General features: G+C 46.5%; 19 protein-coding genes and 1 pseudogene. 5 read left to right on the forward strand and 15 right to left on the reverse strand.

All coding sequences use genetic code 11. The features are described 5' to 3' along the window. Positions 1-5 precede the first annotated feature (5 nt). Positions 6-2411, forward strand: coding sequence for an endopeptidase La (lon, locus tag OM95_RS15200; RefSeq protein ID WP_041875652.1), 2406 nt, complete (start codon positions 6-8; stop codon positions 2409-2411). Between the two features lie 83 nt (positions 2412-2494). Here lon and OM95_RS15205 read toward each other — a convergent pair whose 3' ends face one another. Then, positions 2495-3118: a L,D-transpeptidase gene (locus OM95_RS15205; RefSeq protein WP_291516584.1), complete on the reverse strand. Its 624-nt coding sequence runs from the start codon at positions 3116-3118 to the stop codon at positions 2495-2497. Positions 3119-3221: 103 nt separating this feature from the next. Then, a complete protein-coding gene (locus OM95_RS15210; RefSeq protein ID WP_041875655.1) occupies positions 3222-3713 on the reverse strand; it encodes a hypothetical protein in 492 nt (163 codons plus the stop codon). A gap of 271 nt (positions 3714-3984) precedes the next feature. Between OM95_RS15210 and OM95_RS15215 the strand changes: the two genes are divergently transcribed. Next, a complete protein-coding gene (locus OM95_RS15215) occupies positions 3985-5184 on the forward strand; it encodes a patatin-like phospholipase family protein (RefSeq protein WP_041875657.1) in 1200 nt (399 codons plus the stop codon). Here the strand turns inward: OM95_RS15215 and OM95_RS15220 are convergent. The 10 genes from OM95_RS15220 to OM95_RS15265 all read right to left on the reverse strand — a co-directional run bounded on the left by OM95_RS15220 (position 5181) and on the right by OM95_RS15265 (position 16411). Beyond that, positions 5181-7109 (reverse strand): DUF3488 and transglutaminase-like domain-containing protein, encoded by a 1929-nt coding sequence (locus OM95_RS15220; protein WP_041875659.1) that lies wholly within the window; start codon positions 7107-7109, stop codon positions 5181-5183. The genes OM95_RS15215 and OM95_RS15220 overlap by 4 nt on opposite strands. Next, complete coding sequence (locus OM95_RS15225; protein WP_291516586.1) at positions 7106-8050, reverse strand: DUF58 domain-containing protein; 945 nt, start codon at positions 8048-8050, stop codon at positions 7106-7108. Before OM95_RS15225 ends, OM95_RS15220 begins: the two co-directional genes overlap by 4 nt. Continuing rightward, positions 7986-8900 (reverse strand): AAA family ATPase, encoded by a 915-nt coding sequence (locus tag OM95_RS15230; RefSeq protein WP_041875660.1) that lies wholly within the window; start codon positions 8898-8900, stop codon positions 7986-7988. The genes OM95_RS15225 and OM95_RS15230 overlap by 65 nt, the downstream gene beginning before the upstream one ends. 162 nt (positions 8901-9062) lie before the next feature. After that, complete coding sequence (locus OM95_RS15235; RefSeq protein ID WP_041875662.1) at positions 9063-10523, reverse strand: NADH-quinone oxidoreductase subunit N; 1461 nt, start codon at positions 10521-10523, stop codon at positions 9063-9065. Further along, positions 10523-12076, reverse strand: a complete 1554-nt coding sequence (locus OM95_RS15240; protein ID WP_041875664.1) for an NADH-quinone oxidoreductase subunit M — start codon at positions 12074-12076, stop codon at positions 10523-10525. The genes OM95_RS15235 and OM95_RS15240 overlap by 1 nt, the downstream gene beginning before the upstream one ends. Before the next feature lie 3 nt (positions 12077-12079). Beyond that, on the reverse strand, positions 12080-13993 hold the full coding sequence (gene nuoL / locus OM95_RS15245; RefSeq protein ID WP_041875666.1) for an NADH-quinone oxidoreductase subunit L: 1914 nt from the start codon (positions 13991-13993) through the stop codon (positions 12080-12082). 28 nt (positions 13994-14021) lie between these two features. Beyond that, positions 14022-14345 carry an NADH-quinone oxidoreductase subunit NuoK gene (gene nuoK, locus OM95_RS15250; protein ID WP_041875668.1) on the reverse strand — a complete coding sequence of 108 codons (324 nt, stop codon included), beginning with the start codon at positions 14343-14345 and terminating at the stop codon, positions 14022-14024. Then, positions 14335-14871 (reverse strand): NADH-quinone oxidoreductase subunit J, encoded by a 537-nt coding sequence (locus OM95_RS15255; RefSeq protein WP_041875670.1) that lies wholly within the window; start codon positions 14869-14871, stop codon positions 14335-14337. Before OM95_RS15255 ends, nuoK begins: the two co-directional genes overlap by 11 nt. A 10-nt stretch (positions 14872-14881) precedes the next feature. Next, entirely contained in the window at positions 14882-16039 is a 1158-nt protein-coding gene (locus tag OM95_RS15260) for a complex I subunit 1 family protein (RefSeq protein WP_041875672.1), read from the reverse strand. A 3-nt stretch (positions 16040-16042) separates the two neighbouring features. Next, complete coding sequence (locus tag OM95_RS15265) at positions 16043-16411, reverse strand: NADH-quinone oxidoreductase subunit A (protein WP_041875675.1); 369 nt, start codon at positions 16409-16411, stop codon at positions 16043-16045. 121 nt (positions 16412-16532) lie between these two features. On the opposite strand from OM95_RS15265, the gene mfd reads away from it, so the two are divergent. After that, positions 16533-20057 (forward strand): transcription-repair coupling factor, encoded by a 3525-nt coding sequence (gene mfd / locus OM95_RS15270; protein WP_041875678.1) that lies wholly within the window; start codon positions 16533-16535, stop codon positions 20055-20057. Here the strand turns inward: mfd and OM95_RS15275 are convergent. Further along, positions 20054-20782 carry a hypothetical protein gene (locus OM95_RS15275; RefSeq protein ID WP_041875680.1) on the reverse strand — a complete coding sequence of 243 codons (729 nt, stop codon included), beginning with the start codon at positions 20780-20782 and terminating at the stop codon, positions 20054-20056. The genes mfd and OM95_RS15275 overlap by 4 nt on opposite strands. Positions 20783-20963: 181 nt before the next feature. On the opposite strand from OM95_RS15275, the gene OM95_RS15280 reads away from it, so the two are divergent. Continuing rightward, positions 20964-22508 (forward strand): glycoside hydrolase family 3 protein, encoded by a 1545-nt coding sequence (locus OM95_RS15280; RefSeq protein WP_291516589.1) that lies wholly within the window; start codon positions 20964-20966, stop codon positions 22506-22508. A 245-nt stretch (positions 22509-22753) separates the two neighbouring features. Beyond that, positions 22754-23659 (forward strand): hypothetical protein, encoded by a 906-nt coding sequence (locus OM95_RS15285; protein WP_041875682.1) that lies wholly within the window; start codon positions 22754-22756, stop codon positions 23657-23659. A gap of 112 nt (positions 23660-23771) precedes the next feature. Here OM95_RS15285 and atpC read toward each other — a convergent pair whose 3' ends face one another. Together atpC and OM95_RS15295 are read right to left on the reverse strand one after the other, a co-directional pair. Then, positions 23772-24185 carry an ATP synthase F1 subunit epsilon gene (gene atpC / locus OM95_RS15290; RefSeq protein WP_041875684.1) on the reverse strand — a complete coding sequence of 138 codons (414 nt, stop codon included), beginning with the start codon at positions 24183-24185 and terminating at the stop codon, positions 23772-23774. A gap of 58 nt (positions 24186-24243) precedes the next feature. After that, positions 24244-24456 (reverse strand): annotated as a pseudogene (locus tag OM95_RS15295) (F0F1 ATP synthase subunit beta); the annotation flags it as partial.

The following is a 24456-nucleotide window of genomic DNA, read 5'->3' on the forward strand; positions in this document are numbered from 1 at the left end:
GCGGTATGAGTTTTGACGATAAAGTCCTAGAAATCCCACAGACACTCCCCATGCTACCTGTGAGAGACATCGTTGTATTTCCTTATATGATTATTCCGTTGTTCGTTGGCCGCGATGCCTCGATCCGCTCAGTGGAAGAAGCTTTGGCGAAGAATCGTTTGATCTTTTTAGCTTCCCAAAAAGACATTTCCGAAGAGAATCCTTCTCCTGACAACATCTACACGGTAGGTACCGTGGCGATGATCATGAGAATGAGAAAACTTTCTGACGGTCGAGTGAAAATCTTGATCCAAGGCGTAGCAAAGGGTCGTGTTAAGAATTTCACGAAAACATCTCCTTCTTTCGAAGTGGCTGTAGAAAAAATCGAAGAAATCCCAACACAGAAAACTGTCGTTGAAAATGAAGCACTTATCAGAACGGCAAAAGAGCACATCGAGCGCATCATTGCTCTCGGTCGCCCTCTTTCTCCAGACATCTTGTTGGTGTTGGATGATGTTTCTGATCCAGGTCGTATCGCTGACCTTATCGCTTCTAACCTGGGGATTAAAGTTCAAGACGCTCAAAAAGTTCTTGAAACTTCAGATGCGACAGAAAGACTTAAGCTTGTTAACGAAATCCTGGCTCAAGAACTTGAAATCATGCAGACCCAACAAAAAGGTCGCACTGGTGGCAAGGAGGACATGTCTAAATCTCAACGTGAGTACTTCTTGCGTGAGCAGATGAAGGCTATAAAGAATGAGTTGGGCGAAGGTGATTCTAAATCTGAAGAGATGGATGAACTTCGTGAAAAACTTGTGAACGCAGGAATGCCGCCACAAGTAGAGGCGGAAGCCTTGAAGCAGCTAGGACGTTTGGAGCGTATGCATCCCGATGCGTCTGAAGCAACAATGGTTCGCACATATCTAGACTGGATGGCGGATCTTCCTTGGAGCAAAAAATCCGACGACGTGATCGATCTTAAACGTGCCAAAGAAATTTTGGACGAAGATCATTACGAACTGGAAAAAGCCAAAGACCGTATTATGGAATTCTTGGCAGTCAGAAAATTGAAGCCGAATCTGAAAGGTCCAATCCTTTGCTTCGGTGGTCCTCCAGGAGTAGGTAAAACGTCTCTTGGCAAATCTATTGCTCGCGCAATGGGCCGAGAATACTTCCGTATCGCACTTGGCGGCGTGAAGGATGAAGCTGAGATCCGCGGTCACAGAAGAACTTATGTTGGTGCAATGCCTGGTAAAATCATCCAAGCACTTCGTCAAGCTAAGACAAACAACCCCGTTATCGTTCTCGATGAAGTTGATAAATTAGGTTCGGACTTCCGTGGCGACCCGTCAGCAGCAATGCTTGAGGTCTTGGACCCAGAACAAAATGCAACTTTCCGTGACAACTATTTGAACGTCGACTTCGACCTTTCAAACGTGTTGTTCATCGCAACGGCCAACGTGTTGGAGAATATCCCACCAGCTCTTCGCGATCGTATGGAAATTTTGAATATCCCTGGCTACACAGAGAACGACAAACTTTTGATCACGAAGAAACATTTGATCAGAAGACAAATTGAAGCCAACGGTATCACTGACGAGAACATCAAGTTCACAGACGAAGGTATCAAATACTTGATCGCGGGTTACACTCGTGAAGCAGGTCTTCGTAACCTAGAGCGCGAAGTCGGTTCTGTCTGCCGTAAAGTGGCAAAAATGGTTGTGATGGGTGAGGCTAATTTTGTAGAAATCACTCCAGCGACGGTTCCAGAGTTATTGGGACCTCCTCGCTTCCAACGTGACGACAAGTTTGCCGACTCTCAAGTGGGTGTTGTGCAAGGTCTTGCTTGGACACAAGCCGGTGGTGAAGTTCTTACTATCGAAGCCTTGAAAATGAAAGGTAAAGGACATCTTGCATTGACGGGCCAGCTTGGCGACGTGATGAAAGAGTCTGCTCACGCAGCAATGTCTTACGCTCGTGCTCACCAAGAAGAATTAGGTATTCCTGAAGACTTCTTTGAAAAGTATGACGTGCATGTTCACTTGCCAGCGGGTGCAATCCCTAAAGATGGCCCTTCTGCAGGTATCACTCTTACAACTGCCCTTGTAAGTTTGATGACAGGAACTCCCGTTCGTCACGATATCGCGATGACTGGTGAGGTGACACTACAAGGTCGCGTGCTTCCGGTCGGTGGTATCCGTGAGAAATGTTTGGCTGCTTTGAACCTAGGTATTACAAACATCATTATTCCGATGGCCTGTAAGAAAGATATCGCAGATATTCCCAAGGTCTTCAAAGACAAGATCAATTTCATCTTCGCTGAAAACTTAGATGAAGTGTTCGCGGTCGCCTTCGACAAAGAAGCGAAAAGCCAAGACAAAAAGGCTCCGACAAAAAAAGAACCAAAAAAATCGAAGAGCTTGGCTGCTTAATCGTAGCCCAGCCCATCGCCCCTCCTAAAAATAAAAAAGGACCGTTTAAGCGGTCCTTTTTTATTTGGTGCAAACTGCCGAAGCTATTCGTGGACTGTAATCCAAGTTTTATAGATTCCGTGCTGGCGAACCAGGCGGTTGAAGACATAAGCATTGTCCGGGTGAACACGAATGCAGCCATGTGACGCCTTGGTACCAAGCTTTTTCCAATTGCTTGTCCCCGTGCCATGAATTGCAAATCCCCCTGAAATGAACACGGCATAAGGCATATTGCCTAGCCCTTGATAGTCTCCGCCGGGATATTTTGTCGATGTGTATTTATCATAAATACGACCGTTAGGATGCGTATCGAAATTAGGTGTCCCGTGGCCAGGTGCTCCAGTGGAAACAGCCCAGGTGTATGTGTGAATGCCATCGATATGCAAATACATCTTTTGTTGCGATCTTGAAACCTGCGCCCACACCTTACAAGAACTGCGATAGCAAGAAGGGCCCATTGGGCCGATCAGGTTCTCAATAAACGGAGAAGAACCTGTTTCATCAAAGTAAAGCTGATCCATCTCTTCCAGAGTTTTTTCAATATTTGGATCAAAAGGATTAAGTTCATCCATCACGTTCTGGCTGTCCGCAACTTCCAAAGTTTGCGCAAATGATGTCGTAGCCAAAGAAGAAATAAGAAACAGTGCTGTCGCTAAAGATTTAAGCATTCGACTCCCTTCAAGTCAGAGGTCGAAATAGCGGGGACGTTACTGTTTGGCAATGAAGATATTGTAAGAACGCACTGCTCTTACATGACACATCTTGGAAAAACTACTGTTTGAAGCCCTTAAGACGGTCGTTTTCAGATTCTAGTACGCGAACCAAAGTTTTTAAGTCCGCGACTTCCTCTTTGAGCTGAAGAATTGTTTCTTCTTTGTCTTGCAGGATCTGAGTGTAGGCTTTTTTGAGTTCGTTCAGAAGTTTGTTAGCCGCAGTTAAAATGGGCTCGTCTTTGTTGGCCTTCACCGATTTATCCTGAAGGTCCTGAGCCTTAATAAGGTCGTCTTTTGAAGAAGCGGACATAGTGTCGTTACCTTTCATCATTCCATGATGAGCACCCACCAAGGCGTCGCTGTCTTGGGAGGGGCGATGTACTCTTTGATGGGTACCCATCGGTTCGTCCATGATGAAGTACTTGCCGTCTTCAAAACGAAATTTGATGTCGTCAGCCTTGATTCGACGGCGGAGTGTACTCACACTAATTTTGTATTTAGTAGAGTAGTCCGTTAGCGGTAACCATGAACCAATTGCTTCTACGTTCATCTAATTTCCTTACTAGCCAAACTTTTCGGGGTGGTCGCCCTACTCAGCTTGCGTATCCAACATTAACACACGACTTCGGTCTGTCAAATTTTGTGTGAGTACTTATCCAAATTCAACAAAATTCAGGACCTTGATCTGGCTATTCACTTATTTTTTAGCCTATCCAACTAGACCTTCGTCTGATTAAGCAACCCTAAGTCATGGATTTTCTTAAGATCCAAAGAATTCTTTGCCCGAAAGTCCAAGAGCTCTCATACTAAGAGATAACACTATGCGGATTCGTGATAAGAAAAAAGTGGCCCTGGTTTTAAGTGGTGGAGGCATCAAAGCCGCCGCCTTTCACATTGGGGTTTGCTTAGCTTTACAAGAAAAAGGCTTTCGCTTTGCCGGAGGCACTAAAGAGATGGTGCGTCAGAACTTCGGTGAAGACGATCCTTTTACCATTCGTTTGTATGTAGGATCTAGCGCTGGCGCTTTTGTGGCGTCGATTCTTGCCGCAGGTTACCCCATTGAATCGCTGATCAATGCCTTTCAAATCGGATCTGGCAGCCATCCCTCTTTTGATAAGTCGGATCTACGTTATTTAAAACCCATCAGCTACCGCGATATTTTCAACTTAAACTCAAGCGGCTTACTGAAGTTTATCCCGCGGACTTTGATGGAAAAGGCCCTGGTCACTGGCGGACTGGAATCCCTTTTAAAGAATGGTTTGAAGCTCAACGGTCTTTTCTCCACAAAGGGCATCGAGGGCTACCTTCGCAAAGAAGTTCTATTGGACAATGACTTTGCCCGTTTAGGAGTGGGCCTTTTTATTATCGGGACTCAACTGAACCATACCCGCAAAGCCATCTTCGGGAATTTCCCAGAGTCCTCCAAGACGGAAAACACCAAGTATATCAACTACTCCACCATCAGTGACGCCGTAGCTTGTTCAACGGCTCTGCCGCCCGTTTTTGCTCCTTATGGAATTAAGCGTCCGGACGGCAAAGAGATCTACTACTATGATGGCGAAATTCGCGACACACTTTCCACGCATGTCGCCGCCGACTACGGTGCCGATCTGGTAATTTCATCTTTTTCGATCCAGCCCTATCACTACACTGAAGAGATGGGCTCATTGCACAACTACGGTATCCCTTTGATTGCCAATCAGGCGCTTTACCAGGTCGTGCAGCAGAAAATCATGCGCCATATTCAATATAAGAATGATATTCGCGGTATCTACAATGCCGTCGACGGATATTTCAAACAAATGAACTTGCCCGCTGAGCACAAAGACAAACTGCTTGAAATCATTCGCAATCGTGTGAACTTCCGCCCTGAGGTCGACTATATCTATATTGCTCCAAGGCCGAATAACTATGAAATGTTCTTCGTCGATCACTTCAGTTTAAATCCGGAAATTTTAGCGCGCATTGTGCGCATCGGTTTTAAATCTGCAATCAACGTTCTTCGGCATTACGACGTTTAACGACTGCGCATTTGTCTTTTCCAGTTTCTTAGAACTTCTTTTCCCGACGAACTCGACTTGCCTGCATAAGTTTGCTGATCGTAGAAGAGTTCGATCTCTTGCAAAGACGATTTCAAATGGGGAAACTCAAACTGAAGCCTCCTGAAAAATTCCAGAGGTGGCTCGGAGGCTTCCCGAGAAATATTTTTCCGTTCCGCCCACTTTTCCACAGCTTCTAGTAAAACTTGGGCCTCGTTAAGCTTTCTTTTCTTATTGAAAAGACTGCGAAAAATAGAAACAAGGCCGAAAGCAATTGCTAATATCAAGAATACAGATTGAATTCTGTAATTTAGGAACGATTTCCAGAAACTCTGCTGAGACGTTTTATCAAAATCGATTAAAAAGTAAGTCCATCGATAGTTAAGATCTTCCACCCAGAAGCTGATTTCGTCCCACAAAAGAAAGTCCTCCTTCGTGGGCGGTCGCCAATCCACCGCGCGAGCAAAGGCTCGCTGATCTTCTTCCGAAAGCCCGAAGAATTCTTCGGCACCGATTACCAAACGCAAAGGGGCCACCCACAGTGTGGGGTCAACCCTTTGCCAAAAGCCTTCATGAAAAATTTCAACCCAGGCGTGCGCATCTTTTTGCGATATTTTCCAAAAGCCACCCAACGGGTTAAAGCGCCCTCCCTGATAGCCGACAACGACCCGGGCCGGAATTCCCAAGGATCTGGCAAGCGTTGCATAAGCACCCGCGAAGTGTTCACAGAATCCCCGCTTTCTTACAAAAAGAAAGGTCTCTAAATCATTCGGACCATACACACCCGGCGACAACGTATACACAAAGCCACCATCAACGAAGAGCTTCTGCAATTCGTCGACTTTTTGGGATGTCGAAAGCTTTCTATTTAAGATGTCATCAACCCAAGCTCGCACTCGCCCTTGAACAGGAGGAACTTGTAAATCTTCGTCTTGAGGGGGGCTTTCATCTTTAAACTCCGACTTATAGTAACCGCGATATACTGACGACTTATTCAAAGGACGAGTAGACCTGTATATACTCTGAGGCAGAGCTAAAACTTGGTTGATATCCAAGTCCACATGCCTCGTTCCATCCAAGACAAAAAGATACAGCTGTGAAGTGGGTTCTATTGCCACTTCATAACTCGGTAAATTTTTATACTCCTCTAGTGCGGGCGTTCGAAGTCCCAGCCTTCGTGGTCGCCAACTCAATCCGCGGGATTGATTAAGCACCGATCCCCGCCAATACAGATCGATCGATTTATTTACCGGAAGACGTTCGATTTTTGCCCGGAAAGCCACCGCCGTATTCGTGGCAAGCTCGGCCACCATCCCCGGATTTATTTCATCTGTAAAGCCAATTTCGCCCAGTTGAGAAGACCCGCGCGACATGGCCCAGGGTAAAACGAAGCGCGGAAACGCAAAGAACAAAATTGCCGCCAGCGGTACCGATAAAACGAAAATCTTAAATAGCACCCTCGCCCGCGCTGGCAAATTTGGTGGCAACAATGAATACCATAGACCGATAAAGGCAACGCCCGAAGGAAGAATCCAATAGATGTCTAAACTGAATAGCGCTTTTACCGAAATCAAAAGAAAACCAAGAAGAATGACGAATTTATGATCCCGATCGTTTTGATAATCCATAATTCTTAAGGAAGAAAGGGCGAGCAAAAATGTGTACGCGGGCTCTTGGCCGATAAGAGTGCGAAACTGAATCAGAACCTGGATTAAAAGTAGAATACTAAGAAATCCGGTCGCCTTTCTAGAAAGAGGTTTCCACTGCAAATTCTCTACGCCCCACTTCCAGAACAACATGATCAAACTAAAGGCGGCGATCCAGGCAGAAACTTCGAGGGCGACCATGACCATGGCGATGATGAAGGACGTTGCTAAAACTTTTTGGGCGTAAAATCTTCTGCTCATGTGTTTTCTTCCGCGCCGAGCAAGGCCAACATCTCAAGACATTTTTTTCGATGCGAAAGCCCTTCGCCCCTGGGAACTTCCTGTGCTCTCAGCGTTAAGGAAAAGGCGTGTCCCAACCTGTATGCCTGGTCCACCCACAAGCACAGTTGCGAAATTCGCTCTTCGTAGTTTTTCAGGTGCGCCGTCTGATTCCAGGAAAAATGCAAAGACGGTTTTTCCGCCTCTTCAAAACTTTTCACCAAAAGTTCCTGTCGACGGGCACTCGCCTTCCAATCAATTCTTCGCATCGAATCCGTATTTTGATAGCGGCGATGTTCTTTAAAAAGACCCGTCTTTTCGTTGTCGGCCTGCGAATAAGATCCTGCCGGAAATGCCTCAGTCCCCTTGCGCGCAGGATAAACAATAAACTCGTACTGAATCCTGAAGACTCGCCAAGACCTTAATAGCGAAAATGGAAATGTACTTTGAACGCCTATCCGAGGAAGGGAGTGGCGCCCCCGTTTTTTGAAAGAAAATGGGGTGAAGACGTCTTCTTCTTTGCCCGCCTCAATATCTACGCTTGAGGAAACTTCTGGATATTTTTCGCAATAGCACTCTACTTGGTAAGACGGCGACCCCGATCTGTTTTTTAAGGTCACACTGAGCAACGCGGCTTCTTCCGCAAATGCCTCATCGATATGAACCTCCACCACGTCGACACCGTCGATATTTTTATTTGTAATAAAAGTTCCCGTAAATGCGACTGATATCAGAAAAAAGAAGAAGATGTAGATAAGATTGTTGGAATATCCAACCGCCATAAAAAACAGAACCAAAGACATCAACCCAAAGGCGATGCCAAATCCTGTCGGAAGAATGTATGTGCGCGTTTTTTTCTTAGACAGGAACTGGCGTGCTTTTTTGTAAAATCCCTGCCCATTCACGGCCGCGTTTGATGCCATGATTTCCTCCAAGACGATGACCCAATACAGGAACTAGTACTTGCTGAACATCCTCAGGCCTTATGTAGTTTCTGCCCTCCAAAAATGCCCAAGCTTTAGCGGCCTTCGCCAAAGCCATGCCCGCTCGCGTGGACAGAGGCGCCCCTTCAAAACCGGCGCGACGAGATCTTTCCAACAGATCCGCAATATATTGGGCGACAGTGACCGATACCTGAACTTTTGCGACCTCAAGCAAAGCTTCTGCAATTTCGGCTTCGTTAAATAACGGACGAATTTTCTGCAAAAGCAGTCGTGGGTCTTCGCCCTGTAAAATTCGCACCTCTGTTTCCTTCGAGGCCGGATGAAGCTCAAGGCTCATAAGAAAACGATCAAGCTGACTTTCCGGCAATGGAAATGTGCCCGTCTGCTGATGAGGATTCTGAGTCGCGATCACATAGAAGGGCTGTGGCAATGGCCAAGTGACACCCTCTACAGACACTTCGCCTTCTTCCATCGCCTGCAACAAAGCACTTTGTGTTCTTGGGCTTGCGCGATTCAACTCATCCGCCATCACCAGTTGAGAGAACAAAGGACCCTGGTGAAAAACAAATTTATGCTCTTGAGGGTGATAAATCTGACCACCAATTACGTCCGCGGGAAGAAGATCAATTGTAAATTGCACGCGACGAGTTTTAAGCCCCGTGAGTTTACCAAGAACCTGCACCAGCGTCGTCTTGCCGACGCCAGGTAAGTCTTCGATCAGCAAATGACCGCCCGCCAGCAGGCACGTCATGGCTAGACGAATCTCGACGTTTTTATCCAAGACAACGGCAGACGCTTGTTTGATGAGTTCGTGAAACTTTTCATTCATGCTCAATAAGAATATTAGGTCTTAAAGACCGGGTGTAGCTATTCCCCGAAGACACGATAAAAGACTAGGGTTCTTTGCAGTTAAATTCAAAAGGCCCCCAAAATAAAAAAGCCCTGGAGATGCTCCAGGGCTTAAAATGTATTTTATCGAACTGTAGCCAACTTAGAATAGACTTCTTTCTACAGCTGAAAAGATCGGACCAGAAACAAAGCCCATAACAATAATGGCAAGGGCCATGATAACTGTTGTTACAGTCGTCGCATTCAAAGAATGACTTGCCACTTCGGCATTGCCCTCTTTCATGTACATAACAACAACCGGGCGCAGATAGTAGTAAACGCCGATCACAGAGCTGATCATACCCCAGATCGCCAACCACAATAGACCTTCACCAATGGCTGCATTGAACAAATAGAATTTACCGAAGAAACCTAGTGTTGGTGGAATCCCGGCCAATGACAACAAGAACACCGTCAGGCAAAGCGCCAACATCGGTCTTTGTTTTGCAAAACCGGCAAGATCGTCGACGTTTACAATATGGTTTTCAGATCTTTCAAGCATGCTCGCGATAGCAAAAGCACCCAAAGTCATCAATGCGTAGCTAAGAAGATAGAAGATAACTCCTGAAGCACCGAAGGCGCCATTGTCGCTGACGCCAGCCGTGATGATTCCGATCAACAAGTAACCTGAATGGGCTACTGAAGAGTAGGCAATCATGCGTTTAAAGTTATTTTGGATGATTGCGGCTGTGTTACCCAAGATCATCGTGATCACTGCCAGCCACTGCAAGATATCAAACAAGTGGTCTGAACCGATCAAAGACTTCGTTGCAATCACACGCAAGAAGGCCGCAAAAGAAACAGTCTTCACCGCGGTTGCCATGAAAGCCGTGTGCGGAGTAGGAGCACCCTGATACACATCCGGAGTCCATGCATGAAACGGAGCAATTGACACCTTAAAGCAGAAGCCCAGGATCACAAACGTGATACCGAACAAGAACAAACGACTTGTTTGAACTAGTTCCGCAGCGCTGTCCATGAATGCCAGGATGTTTGTTCCACCTGTTGAGCCAAAAATAAAGGCAACACCATATAAGAACAGTGCTGATGCGAAAGAGCCCAGGATGAAATACTTCAGGGCCGCTTCTTTAGAAAGCTTCTCTTCGTGGCTCATTGCGATCATTAGGTATAATGCCAAAGACATCATCTCTAGACCGATGAAGACCATCAATAGATCCACGGCAGAGACAAGAATCAACATTCCGACAGCCGAACTCATCGCCAAGAAGATCAGCTCAGAAAACTGCTTCCCTGTCGTCGCTGGATTTTCATACATCATGACCATCGCGGCACCAGCGGCACCCAAAGCAATAACGCCCATCCACTGGGTCACGCCGTCAAAGATCAGGCCATTATTAAAGGCCGTTTTTCCACCGCCGCCGAAAACAATCAAAAGTCCGATGGCAATCACGATACCGATAAGCGCCTGTGCCAAAGTCACGGCATGAGGTTGTTCGCGGTTGCCGCGAAGAACTTTTGCGGTGATCGGGATCAAACTTACCAGGAACAAAGCGATCATCGGAGAAATCAACAAGATATCACTAAGACCGATATTCATATTCATTAGTTACCTCCTTGCGCATGCTGAGTCGAAGTTGCGCCAGGCTCTACAATAGTCAGGTTATAGTTGCTTCTGTTGTTCACAAGATAATCAATACTTGCCTTGGAGTAGTTCAAGAAATGATTTGGGAACAGACCCATCCAGAAAACCATAATTACTAAAGGAACAAGAACTGCGATTTCGCGAGCATTCAAATCATGCAGCGGGTGATGCTCGTCTTTAACAAGTTCTCCCTTTTCGCCAAAGAAAACGCGTTTGAACATCCACAACATGTAAACAGCGCCCAAAACCACACCCGAAACTGCGAAGTACGCAAACACGGGTTCAGCTTGGTAAGTGCCTAGAAGAATCAGGAACTCGCCGACAAATCCGTTCGTTAATGGAACCGCGATTGAAGACAATGTAATGATGAAGAAGAAGATTGTGAACAAAGGCAAGACCCCTGCCAATCCACCGTATTTGCTGATTTCGCGAGAGTGCGTTCTTTCGTAGATCATACCGATCAACAAGAACAGGGCACCCGTTGAAATACCATGATTCAACATTTGGTAAAGACCACCGGTCATACCGTAAGCGTTGAAAGCAAAGAGGCCGACCAGGATATAACCCATGTGCGAAACTGAAGAGTACGCCACCAGTTTTTTTACGTCCGGCTGAACCATCGCTACCAAGGCACCATAGATAATTCCGACTGTTCCGATCAACATGAACAACCACGCCCAGTATTCAGAAGCCTCTGGGAATAATGGAATCACCCAGCGCATGAAACCGTACGTACCCATTTTAAGCATCACACCGGCAAGGATGACAGAGCCAGGTGTTGGTGCTTCAACGTGGGCATCAGGCAACCACGTGTGAACTGGGAAGGCCGGAACCTTGATCGCAAAAGCCAAAGCAAAGGCGAAGAACAATAAAGTTTGCAGGCTGAAGAAAGTACCACCCACAAACGGAATCTTAAGTTTATAGAAATCAAGAAGACTTGCGCTCATCGTGCCCGTCGCTTCTTGAGTCAGGTACATCATGTAGATGATCGCAACAAGCATCATCACAGAGCCCGCAAACGTATAGATGAAGAACTTCACCGTCGCGTAGATGCGGCGAGCCCCACCCCAGATACCAACCATGAAGTACATTGGCACAAGAGAAAGCTCCCAGAACACATAGAAGAAGATCGCATCCATCGCTAAGAACGTTCCTAGCATGGCTGTTTGCAGAACAAACATCGCCACATGGAAGCCTTTAACTCGCTCTGTGATCGACGTCCAAGAACCCAGAATAATGATCGGAGTAAGGAACGTTGTTAAAAGAACCAGCCACAACGAGATGCCGTCAATACCCATGAAGTATTGAATGCCGAAGCGTTCAATCCACATGAATTTTTCGACCATCTGAAGGCCCGCAGAGTTCGGATCAAACTGTCTGAAAAGGGCCAAGCTTAAAACAAATTCAACGAGAGAAAGCCCCAGGGCCAAGTGACGAATCGTATTCGACTTTGGCCATACAGCGACGATCAACGCGAACAAAAGAGGTAGGAAAACAATGCTACTCAGGATCATACATTACCTCATGATCACAAATGAAAGAGCCACAACAACACCGATACCGATGTACATCGCGTACTGTTGCATATTACCAGTTTGGATAGAGCGCACGAACGAACCCATGCCGCGAACCAAGTCGCCAGCCAAGTAAGTCGCTTTATCGATGAAATTGACATCGATGTAGTACCAAGTGTTTTTGCTGATGCTAACAAGTGGATTGATGATAAATCCGAAGTAAGCTTCATCAACGAAATATTTGTTATACACAAGGTTGTACACAGGCTTGATGCTTTCGGCGATTTTCTTCGGAGTCTCTGGAGACTTCACATAGAATTGGTACGCCACGATCGCAGAGATCAAAGCCAAACCAACAGAAACGCCCATCAAAGTCCACTCTGTCGTCACATCAATCGCCGTCCAGCCTGGGATCGGAGAGATCAAAGGATGCAACCAGTGCTCCCACACGTTAGGAAGGTGACCCAAATGTTCACCGATAACGTGCGGAATACCAATCCAACCACCGATCACCGAAAGAATGCCCAAAACGATCAATGGAATTGTCATAAGCGCTGGAGATTCATGCGGGTGTACGTCGCTTGGAACGCGGCTTTTACCCCAGAAGGTCAACGCCATTAAACGAGTCATATAGAACGCTGTTAAAGTGGCACCCAAAGCACCCATCGCCCACAAGATCGGAGAGCCTAGTGGCGAATTAAATGCGTAAGCCAAGATTTCATCCTTAGAGAAGAAGCCCGCAAACGGCGGCATTCCGATGATCGCAAGCCAGCCCAAGAAGAACGTCACGTGCGTGATCGGCATGTACTTTTTAAGGCCGCCCATCTTGCGTATATCTTGTTCCTCGTGCATCGCATGGATCACAGAACCAGATCCCAAGAACATCAAGGCTTTAAAGAATGCGTGAGTCATCAAGTGGAACATCGCTGCGCCAAAAGCTCCCACACCACAAGCCAAGAACATGTAACCAAGTTGAGAAACTGTCGAGTACGCCAAGACCTTTTTAATATCCCATTGGGTCATACCGATTGTTGCCGCCAGAACCGCTGTCGCCGCACCGATGATCGCAATAACCATCATCGTGTTCGGAGCCATAATGAATAACGGATTCAAACGCACGATCATGTAAACACCGGCAGTAACCATCGTCGCCGCATGGATAAGTGCGGACACAGGTGTTGGGCCGGCCATCGCGTCTGGAAGCCAAACGTACAATGGAATCTGCGCAGATTTACCCGTAGCACCGATGAAAAGGAACAAAGTTCCCAAGGTCACCGCGCCCAACCAAGAAGCTTCCACTGTAGTTGGAGCCAAAGCGTTTAGTTCAGAAAAGTTCAATGTTCCGAAAGTGATGAACAAGATGAACATGCCAAGCAAGAATGCCGCATCACCCACACGGTTTGTGATGAAGGCTTTCATGCCCGCAGCGGCTTTTTCTTTGTCTGTGAACCAGAAACCGATCAACAAGTAAGAACAAAGACCAACGCCTTCCCAACCAACAAACATCACCAGCAAGCTGTCACCAAGAACCAGCAACAACATATTAAAGATGAACAGGTTAAGGTAAGCAAAGTACTTTGCAGCACCCTTATCGTGGTGCATGTAACCGATCGAGAATAAGTGGATCAAAGTACCCACACCCGTGATTACGAGAATCATGATAGAGCTGATTTGGTCGACGACGAAACCCGCGTTGACTTTGAATTTATCGACGGCCATCCATTCAAAAAAGCTCACGGCAATTTTGCGGGATTCCGCTGGCATCGCCACGACATCCAAAACCAGCAAGATCGCGCTGATGAAAGAAATCGCAATTGCGGAAGTGGCAATCACACCAGCCACATTGGCCGAGTGCTTTTTATAACGAACTCCGTTAATCAAGAAGCCAACAAACGGAGCCAGGATCAAAAGGGCCATTAAAAGAGAATGATTCACGGCTGCTCCCTTATCCTTTCAAGTGTTCAAAGAAGCGAATATTCACTTCGTTAAAGCGTTTAAAGATTGAAACGGCCAAAGCCAAGCCTACTGCCGCTTCTGCTGCAGCAATCGTCATGACAAAGAAAACCATGATGTGACCATCCAGAATGCCCAGGTATTTACTGAAAGCGATGAACGTCAAGTTCACTGAATTCAGCATCAATTCAACGGACATCAATAAAACGATCACGTTACGGCGAAGCAAAACACCCGCCATACCCATCATGAACAAAAGTGCTGCCAAAACCAGATAGTGAGTCAGGCCAATGTTATTAATGAAATCAGTGTTCATGTGTTCCACCTTTACTGCGCGCTAATGCTACTGCACCGACAGCGATCACCAACAAAAGAACGCCCAATGCTTCAAAGCCGAAGATGTATTTAGAGAAAAGGATCTGCCCCAACGCCTTGGTTGATTCCATCCCCGTTCCTGCGGTCACTGGATTGTCTGTCGTCTTCTCATTCAAAAGACCTACAGACATTGCGATGGCCCCAACCACCAAGCCAGCTAGCAATCCTACAGAGGCGATTTTCACGGCCCCTGAAAACTTACCCTTCGTAAAAGCTTGAAGATCTTTCTTCAAGTCGAAAAGCATGATCACCATGACGAATAGAACCATCACGGCGCCGGCATAAACAATCAGCTGAACCCCGGCAATAAAGTAAGCGTTCAACGTCACGAATAAAGCCGAGATACCCACCATCGTCATCGCCAAACAAAGTGACGAATAAATTGGGTTGGATAAAAGAATCACACTTAGTCCGCTGACCAGAGTGACTATCGCTAAAAACCAAAAAAGAAATGCATCTGCTGTCACGTTATTCTCCTCACAAAGATGCGATGTAGATCACAAGCGCTGTAATAATCGTGTTTGCCAACGCCCAGGGAAGTAAAGTCTTCCAACCGAAGTCCATAAGTTGGTCATAACGGAAGCGTGGAAGCGTCCAACGAACCCAGATAAAGACCCACAAAAAGAAGGCAAACTTGATATTAAACACAAGGAAATGGATAAGAGCTACCAAAGCACTTGCCCAACCTGCTGAAGACGTGACCGACGCCGCCCACTCTTGAACTTGTTCGACAGAGACATACGGGATGCCGTAACCACCGAAGAAGAACAAAGCCATCAATCCCGATGCGATCATCATGTGACCATATTCACCGATGAAGAACATGTTGAACTTGAATCCGCCGTATTCAGTATGGAAACCCGCAACAAGCTCGGACTCACCTTCCGCCAAGTCGAATGGCAGACGATTTGATTCGGCAAAGGCCGTTGTGAAGAACAAAAGGGCCGCCAACGGTTGATAGAAGATACCCCAGTTTGGAAGCCAGCTTGCTGTCACTGTGTGGCCAAAGAACACGAATTGAAGTGGGCCCTGTTGAGCCACGGTCATGTCTTGAAGGTTGAACGTACCGTAAAGCATGATCACGCCGACGATTGAAAGGCCCAAAGCCAGCTCATAAGAGATCGTTTGCGCAGAAGCGCGAAGCGCGCCCATCAACGAGTACTTATTTCCCGATCCCCAACCAGCCATCAGCAATGTGTAAGCAGCCAAAGAGGAAATACCCAAGATGAACACAATGCCCACGCCAATGTCATAACCTTGCACAAGGAAGGTATAAGGGCCCCAAGTTGAACCGAACATTTCAAATGTTCCGACCTGAATAGGCGTCGACATCGGAATCGCGGAAAACGCGACCGCACCCGGAATCAAGGCAAACACAGGAGCTGCGTAGTACAAAAATGGTTTCGCCGTATCAGGAACAAAGTTTTCCTTCGTTAAGAACTTCACGGCGTCAGCCAAAAGTTGCATTAAACCCAAAGGTCCAACGCGGTTCGGCCCCAAGCGGTTCTGAATGAATGCAGAACCACGGCGCTCTAGCCATACAAGAATAGGTACCGCTTGAACCATCAACAAAAAGATGACGACAAGTTTTAAACCGTTAACGGTAATTTCAAAAAGATCTTTACCCATTCCCATTGCTTAGTCCCATTCCAATGCTTTTGATTTAACTTCCCAGAAAAGTCCGAAGATGAAGATTCCGATGAAGACCATCATCGAAATAAGCACAAACAAACCCTGTCCTGATGTTAAGAAATCACGGAAAGATGTCGCCCACGGATACATGAAGATGATCTCGATATCGAAAAGGATGAATAGGATTGCAGTAAGATAATATTTTACTGAAACCTTCGTATCTTTCTTATCAAGAGCAGGAATACCGCACTCATAGGGCTCATACTTGATAGAGTTATAAACGGGTTTGCCGCCTGTTTTGGACGCGACCCATACTAAAAATGCTCCGAATAGAGCGATGAAGATGACGATGAAAATGACTCCACCGAGTGGCACTGTACCCCTCCAAAGTTGTCGTTATTATTTGGATTTCAATTAGTTATATATGTGTCGTCTGTGAAAACCAAGAAATATGAATGGAAACAAGGCGATAAGCATGGCAAGATGAGCCCACCAAATGAAAGCCGAAATGACTCATACAAGGCTTGAATCCATTCTGGAAAGGGCCTTCGAAACTACACGCGGAAAAATTCAAGTGACCGGAGCTGCATCTCCGCTCGCGCTTGCTTACTTTTTGTCGCAGACTTATTCTAAAAAAATCAACAGCTTGCCGCACTTGGTTGTTGTTAGTAGTCTTTCCGAAGCCAATAAGCTTCAGCAGCTCTTGGAGTTCTTTGACCCATCTCGTCACAGCACTATTTTGCCTGCTTTCGATGTTTCACCCTATTCGGGACTTTATCCAAACTCTCGGGTCGTCAGCGATCGCATTCGTTTTCTATCCCGGGCCCAACAAGCGAAGGCCGGTGAAATCTTCATCTCTGCTTCTGACGCGCTGACGCAAAAAACTTTGCCGGTGAAAATTCTGAAAGAATATTCACGTCTTCTGAAATCCGGCGACGAACTTCCAGAAGATATCGCCGAGTATTTGAATTCTTTAGGTTACGTCTCTGCGCCCATGGTTGAAGACAAGGGACAGTATGCCTTGCGTGGAGGTATCGTCGATCTGTTTCCTCCTACTGAAGACGAGCCGGTGCGCTTAGATCTTTTTGGCGATCAGATTGAATCCATCCGTCACTTCAATGTTGCAGATCAAAGAAGTACTGAAGAGGTTACCTCTTTTGTTCTGACTCCCGCGCGCGAAATTCTTTTCAGGGACGAGAATCACGAACGGCTTCTGCAAAGAGTTCGTACCATGATTGACGGTCGCGAGGTTGATAAAGCAGAGGCGGAAGAGACCCTGCGTTCACTGGTTCTTAAAAACTCTTTTCCTGGAATTGAATTTCTACTGCCATATTTTTATGGTGAGCTGGCAAGTCCCCTTGAGCATTTCTCTTCTTCGGTGAACGTGTGGTTCCTAGATCCAATCGAAATATCTAGATGGAGTGATGAAGTCTGGGCCGAGATTAAAGCCGACTATGCTTCAAGCACTCAGCATGTGATTCGTCCCGAATTAGATTTACTTTATACGCCATTTGAAAAACTAAGTTTTCCGCCAGGTTCCCGGGAAATCTATTTTTCTTCCTTAGAGTATCTTGAGGATGCGGACGTCGGTGAAGATGGAAGAGTGGAGTATCGCACAGCTCTTACCCAAGACTTTACAAATCTCAGCCTGAATAACGCTGTCGGATCTGAGATGTGGTTGCAGGCGGCCACCCATAAGTTGAACAAGTGGCGCGATGATGGGTATCGCATTTTTATCGGTACGAAAAATCAGTCGCACATTGAACGCCTCAAATTAATCTTCGACAAGCTGGGCTTGAAAGTCGCCCGCGCCAACGAAGATGAATATCGTTGGGACTCGTGGCTGATGGAGCAAGAGCGCGACAGCCATCTTGTCCACGTCGTGCCCCGCTATCTCAGTGAAAGTCTTCGTCTTGAAGAAGAAAAAGTCATCTTCCTTAGGGATGAGGATTTTTACGGAAAAAAACAAAGATCCCGAGAGTCTTCCGGGGCCCAAGACTTTCAAAAGCAGGCAAAGCGTCTGGCCTTCGGTGATTTGAAGCCCGGCGATCTCGTCGCTCACGTCAAACATGGCGTTGGTCAATATGAAGGCCTTAAGATCATGAATATCGGCGGAGTCGAATCTGAATACATTCAGGTCGGCTACAAAGATAAAGATAAACTATATCTTCCGGTTTATCGTGTCGGCCAGCTGCAAAAGTTTTCAGGCGCCGCCAACACCACCATTCTTGATAAGCTGGGCGGCACCGCCTGGGAAAAAACCAAAGCCAAAGTTAAAGCCCACGTCCGTGATATTGCGGCTGATCTGCTGGCTCTTTATGCAAAGCGCGCAGAACTTCATCGTCCGCCTTTTGTTTTTAAAGAGAGCGAAATTCAAATGTTTGAAAACAGCTTTCCTTACGAGGAAACAGACGATCAGATGCGCGCCATTAATGATATTATGCGAGATCTGAAGTCGACAAAGCCCATGGATCGTTTGGTTTGCGGCGATGTCGGTTTCGGGAAAACAGAAGTGGCTATGCGAGCTGCTTTCTTCGCAGTTCAAGCACGACGTCAGGTCGCCCTGCTGGCGCCGACGACTGTTTTGACTTTCCAGCACTTCGAAACTTTGAAGAAACGCTTTGAAGGATGGCCGGTTGATATTCGCGTATTAAACAGATTCGTATCGCCGTCAGAGACTAAAAAGACCTTGCAGGATCTAAAAGACGGCAAAGTAGATATCATCGTGGGTACACATAAACTTTTGGGTTCCGCCATTCAATACAAAGACCTGGGTCTTTTGATTGTCGACGAAGAGCAAAAGTTCGGTGTCACTCACAAAGAAAAAATCAAGAAGATGAAGGTCAGCGTCGACACCTTGACCTTGTCGGCGACACCCATCCCACGAACTTTAAATATGGCCTTAGTGGGAATTCGCGACCTCAGCTTGATCAACACAGCGCCCGTCGATCGCTTGCCAACACGGACCTTTGTAACTAAGTTTGACGAAGAGACGATTCGCAAAGCCATCACGGCCGAAATATCGCGCGGCGGTCAGGTTTATTTTATTCACAATCGTATCGAATCCATCTACGGGCTGGCCGATGAAATTCGCAACATCGTACCGGAAGCGCGTATTCGTATTGGCCACGGACAGATGGAAGAACATGAGTTGGAAAAAACCATGTTGGCGTTTTTCCACCACGAAATCGACGTTCTTATCTGTACGGCGATCGTTGAGTCCGGCATGGATGTTCCGCGCGCCAACACTATGTTCATCGATTCTGCCCACATGTTTGGTCTGTCACAGCTCTATCAATTGCGGGGCCGGGTTGGTCGAAGCAAGACTCGCGCTTACTGTTATTTGATGATGCCGCGAAATCGCAAGCTCGACAAAGAACAGCAGGAACGACTAAAAATCATTCAGGAAAACACCGCCCTGGGAAGCGGAATCAAGATCGCTCAGTACGATCTTGAGCTTCGTGGTGCCGGCAACATCTTGGGTGAAGAGCAGTCGGGCCATATTAATTCCGTCGGCTACGAAATGTACATGGATCTGTTAAACGAAGCTCTGGCAGAGGCCAAAGGTGAATCTGTTGATGATATGGATTTGGATCCGGAAATCAATTTGCGAATCCCTGCGATGATCCCGGACAATTATATTTCTGACATTCGCATTCGTCTTAGCTACTACAAAGCTTTGGCAGAAATCACATCTAATGAAGACTTGGATCGTATCGAAGAAGAATTGCGCGACCAGTTTGGTCCGATTCCAGATCCAACCGTGAATTTGATGGGACTGATGCTGATTCGTCGTCAGTGTAAAGAGCTTGGCGTTCGTGATATCAGCGCCGGCTTAAAATCTGTCTCATTGATCTTCACTGAAAAGACCAAATTGAAACCCGAGACTGTCATCCAGTTGGCTGTACGCGAAAGTAAGAAATATTCACTGACGCCAGACAACCGCTTGAACATCAAGCTGGCAAATATCTCTTGGTCTGCGGTCCACGAGGAACTCGAAAATTTACTAAAGCTTATTTAGAATTCAATACGCAAACCCGCGCCATACAGGAAGTCTGTCGTGGTGTCTGGATCATCTGCGGCTGAGGTGGCGGCGTACTGGGTGGCGTACAAATCGATAAACGTATTTTCCATGCCCCAATTGAAAGTCGTCTGTTTTGCCGTATCGTAGTCCAGCCAATCTAACTGAAGCAAAACCCCCAGCGTGTAGTTATATCCCATTTGCGTTGTTGCGGAAAAAGAATCCGTAGGTGAAGACTCTGCAAGACTCATTTGCCAAATGTTAAGACCCAAGTAAGGGGCTAGATACGGCTCTGGCATTATGTTGTCGATTACATATTTGATTCCGACGCCGTATTTGGTGACTTCCAGGGAACGATCTGTGCCAGAACGATTGTCCTCAATTTTGCCCATTCCATAATCCACACCCAAGGCCACCGCCCCCAATGCGAAGTTGTACTTGTAGTCGATATTGAAACGAATCAACGGGATCGGATCGGACCCAAAAAGGTCCGCGTATCCTAAGTTGTCCAGTGTGGATATGTAGTTTTTTAAATCCAAGCCTTCGTAGTCGACCCCGATGTACATTCCGTGCGTTTCGCGACGATCTTTGTACGGCGCCAAATTGTCTTGAACGACTTCAACTTCAACAAGTGTCGCGGACTCTTCCTGCGCCAGTACCCACGAACCACAAATGATCGTAAGGATGAAGCAGACTTTAGATATCAGACTTAGGTGCAATTTCATGTCGTCTCTCAAATATCGCCTACCTTCAAAAGAGGCGAATGATATTCTTTTATCTATGACCAAGTATATCAGGGAAATAATTCGAATTTTGAGCGTTACTCTTCCCTGCTTGCTCTTTCCCTACCTTGTGCCAGCTCAAACTCCTGCTCTCGGCCGCATAATCGACAAAAAGATTGCCGCCATGACCGTTGACGAAAAAGTCGGACAACTTTTTATCGTCGGCTTCCCGCAGAAGACGGTCACTTCGGACTTAGAAAAATTCATCGCTACTTATAAGCCCGGTTCCTTTCTTCTTTTCAAAAGAAATATTGTTTCACTCAGCCAAATCAGCGACTTAAATACGGCCCTTTATCGAACCAGTTTTAAATACTCTAAACTGCCTCCACTCATTTCAATTGATCAAGAGGGCGGATCAGTTTCGCGCCTGCCGATTACACCGGCCCCGCCCAATGCGTTGGCCATTGGACAAACACAATCACCACTTCTTGCAGAGGAAATGGGTTATCAAACAGGACTGTTCTTGCGGGAAGTCGGTTTCAACATGAATCTTGCGCCCGTTTTAGACGTTGCCGATCCTTTGGTGAGCAGTTTTATTGGCGTTCGTTCCTTCGGAGCCGACCCCGATATTGTTAGTGAATTAGGCGTGGCCTATTCAAAGGGCCTTCTAAAGGCGCGGGTTATTCCGACCGCAAAACATTTTCCCGGAACTGGAAATCTAAAAGCGGATCCTCATGTCAGTGTCGTGTTGAACAACTCAAGCCTCGAAGATCTTAAGCGAACTGATTTGAAGCCGTTCATGGCCTACACACAGCTCGGTGAAAACATAGCTTTAATGCTTTCCCACTTAATTTATCCTGCCCTCGATCCAGCGCGAGAGCCAGCCAGTTTTTCCAAACCTATTTCGCATGACTTGCTTCGCTCTGAGATGAAATACCGCGGCCTAGTGATTACTGACGATCTTCAAATGCAGGGATCAAGGCAGCTTCTACGTCCCGAGGCCGCCGCTCTGAAGGCTCTACTTTCTGGCGCAGACATGGTCATGCTAACGTGGTCCTTTGCGGATCAGGGAAAGGCTTTCGAATTCGTCCGCAAAGCCGTTGAGACCGGTGAGATGAAAGAGTCCTACTTAAATGAAAAACTTCAGCGCATCCTTACCGTGAAGGCCTATGCCAACCTCTATCGAAAAAATCCTAGTCAGCCCTCTTTAACACAGGGATTGACGTTGACCTCGAAAGACTATTCAGAAGTTGAAGCGAACATTTTGGCTCAAAATCTTCGGACCAACCTCTTACCAAGATCACTTCCCGGAAAAGAGACTCCGCAAAAACGCAAGGTGGCTTCTTTGAAAAAGGTCTGTGTCTTAGCTCCGTCGAATTTATTTATTCAGTCGTTTAAGAAAGCCTCGGGCCGTATGGTTTCGGCGAAATATCTTACGGGTGACTTTGATCGGGAATCAGCTGCCACTTGGATTAAAACCTCAAAGTGCCCTTTATCAGTTATTGCTATCACGGGTCCCAAAACAGCCGGTCTTGTTAAACGTTTGAACTCGGTGGAAAAAAAGTCTGTCATCGTCGTCAACTTGGGAGCTCCTAAACTTCTCTCGAGTGAAAAAGGTTATCTTCGTGTCTTACAGCTCTATTTTAATCACCAAGATTCTGGGCAAAGAGTTGCCGAGCATCTTGATGATATTTTGGCCTCTAGTTCAAATAGCTATGTACTTCGTTGAATCATAGTCTCTTATTTTCTCTGACTATATTCTAGACATGAAGGCCCTTGATTGTCGTTCGTCCCCGAGGCCTTTCTTTTTTTCAAGGTCGTAAGCATATCAAGTCGTCTAAAACTCAGTATACTGCCTCGACCCTGGGTTCAATCTTGCATTGGTCTTTAGCTAAGAACAAGTGAGGCGGTAACGTGACTGTAAACCCACTACAAATCTTATCATTTCATACACATCGAATTTTTAGACATTTCTTGCTTCTGGCACTGACTCTTTGCGCGGGACTTGTTTTCTGCGCAGGGACTTCGGAAGCAGCTCCAAAGCAAAGCCGCAAGTCCGCCAACAAGGGGACGCCGGCGGGTGTTTTTGCTCTTTATCAGAACCCTCTTTTTGGATATGGAAAATGCTTACCTCGCCTAGTCGAGTCTGCGGATCAAGTTTTGGATAGAAACGGTATTGATACTCACAAAGCTTCTGAACAAGAAAGAATCGCCTTAGCTAAAGGTATCGCACAGGTTGAGCGTCTGCTCGGTAAGCCGATTCCAGGTGACTATCAATACGACTATCAATGGATAGACGCCTCTGGCGCATGGAACTCTGGAATTTCCCGTCGCGGTTTTGTGACGGTCAAGCGTCCCCGTGGTTCACCAAAGGGGCAGCTTACGGGACGAATGATGCACGAGTTAGGTCATCGCTTCGGTCACGCCAATAACAATGAAAATTACAATGAGTACCGACAGCACATGCGCGGTAAAAAATGTATGATTACCACTTATTGTGGAAAAAGTCTGAATGAAGAGTTTGCCGAGGTCTTTGAAGCTTATATCGTTAATCCCGACTTCCTGGCAAAACACTGTCCTGATTCCTACGCCTATTTCAAGAATAAGCTTTTTAGAAATCCCGAAGCACTTAACGTATCTTGTGAAGATCCGGATTCTATTTTGGATCATGACGACGATGATGACGTCAACGCCGTTGAAGATTCAGACGAAGAACAAATTGACGAAAGCAAAGAGTTTAAAACACTTCTTCCTGAGCTGGTTCCTATCCCCAAACCAAAACCTAGCTTCTTAGGTAGCGACGACCTTGCGGACGCGGCCACTCCATCTTCTGAAGCGCAAATGCGGATTCCGACGCCAATGCCACGTCCTCAAAAATAAACGAATGCGGCAACCTAAAAAGAAAAAGGCCCTCTTTTCAGAGAGCCTTTTTTATTTTTAATATCGGCAGCGACTGACGGCCCTTTAAGGCAAACAGAGGCTGGGACCTTGGTTACTTCTTCGCTTGCGAAGCAACTTCAATTTTCGCTCTTGCGCGAGCCCACTCACGTTGGAACTCTGTCCAGTCTTCGTCAGTGATAAGTTCATTCATCACTTTCTTCTCTGACTCCGCAAGGTATGCTTTAGTCATTTCAAGGTCGATTTCTTCTGGCAAATCAGCGATATTCGCTAAAATGTTCACGCCTTCAGGACTTACTTGGCAATACCCCCAGCTGATAACAGCCAGTTCCTGCCGTTCTTTTCCTTTTAGTTTCCATTTCATCACGCCTGTTTCCAATGTCGTGATCAAAGGCGCGTGACCAGGAAGAATATTTAGCTCTCCCTTAAATGCAGGAACAGTGACCTCTTCAACCTCTTGGCCTACGAGGATGCGCTTTTCCGGAGTCACGATCGTTAATTTAAACATATCTCGCCCTTTCAAGCGGCAGACGCTTTAGGCAGCCTGCCGATGGGAAGCGCAGGTATTACGCCTGCAACTTCTTCGCTTTCTCGATAACGTCTTCGATAGTTCCAACAAGGTAGAACGCCTGCTCTGGAAGAGCATCGTGTTTACCATCAAGGATCTCGCGGAAACCTTTAACAGTGTCTTTGATATCAACGTAGCGACCTGGCAAACCAGTGAACTGCTCAGCAACGAAGAATGGCTGAGACAAGAAACGTTGGATTTTACGAGAACG

The sequence above is a fragment of the Bdellovibrio sp. ArHS genome (genome assembly GCF_000786105.1).
Taxonomy (GTDB): domain Bacteria; phylum Bdellovibrionota; class Bdellovibrionia; order Bdellovibrionales; family Bdellovibrionaceae; genus Bdellovibrio.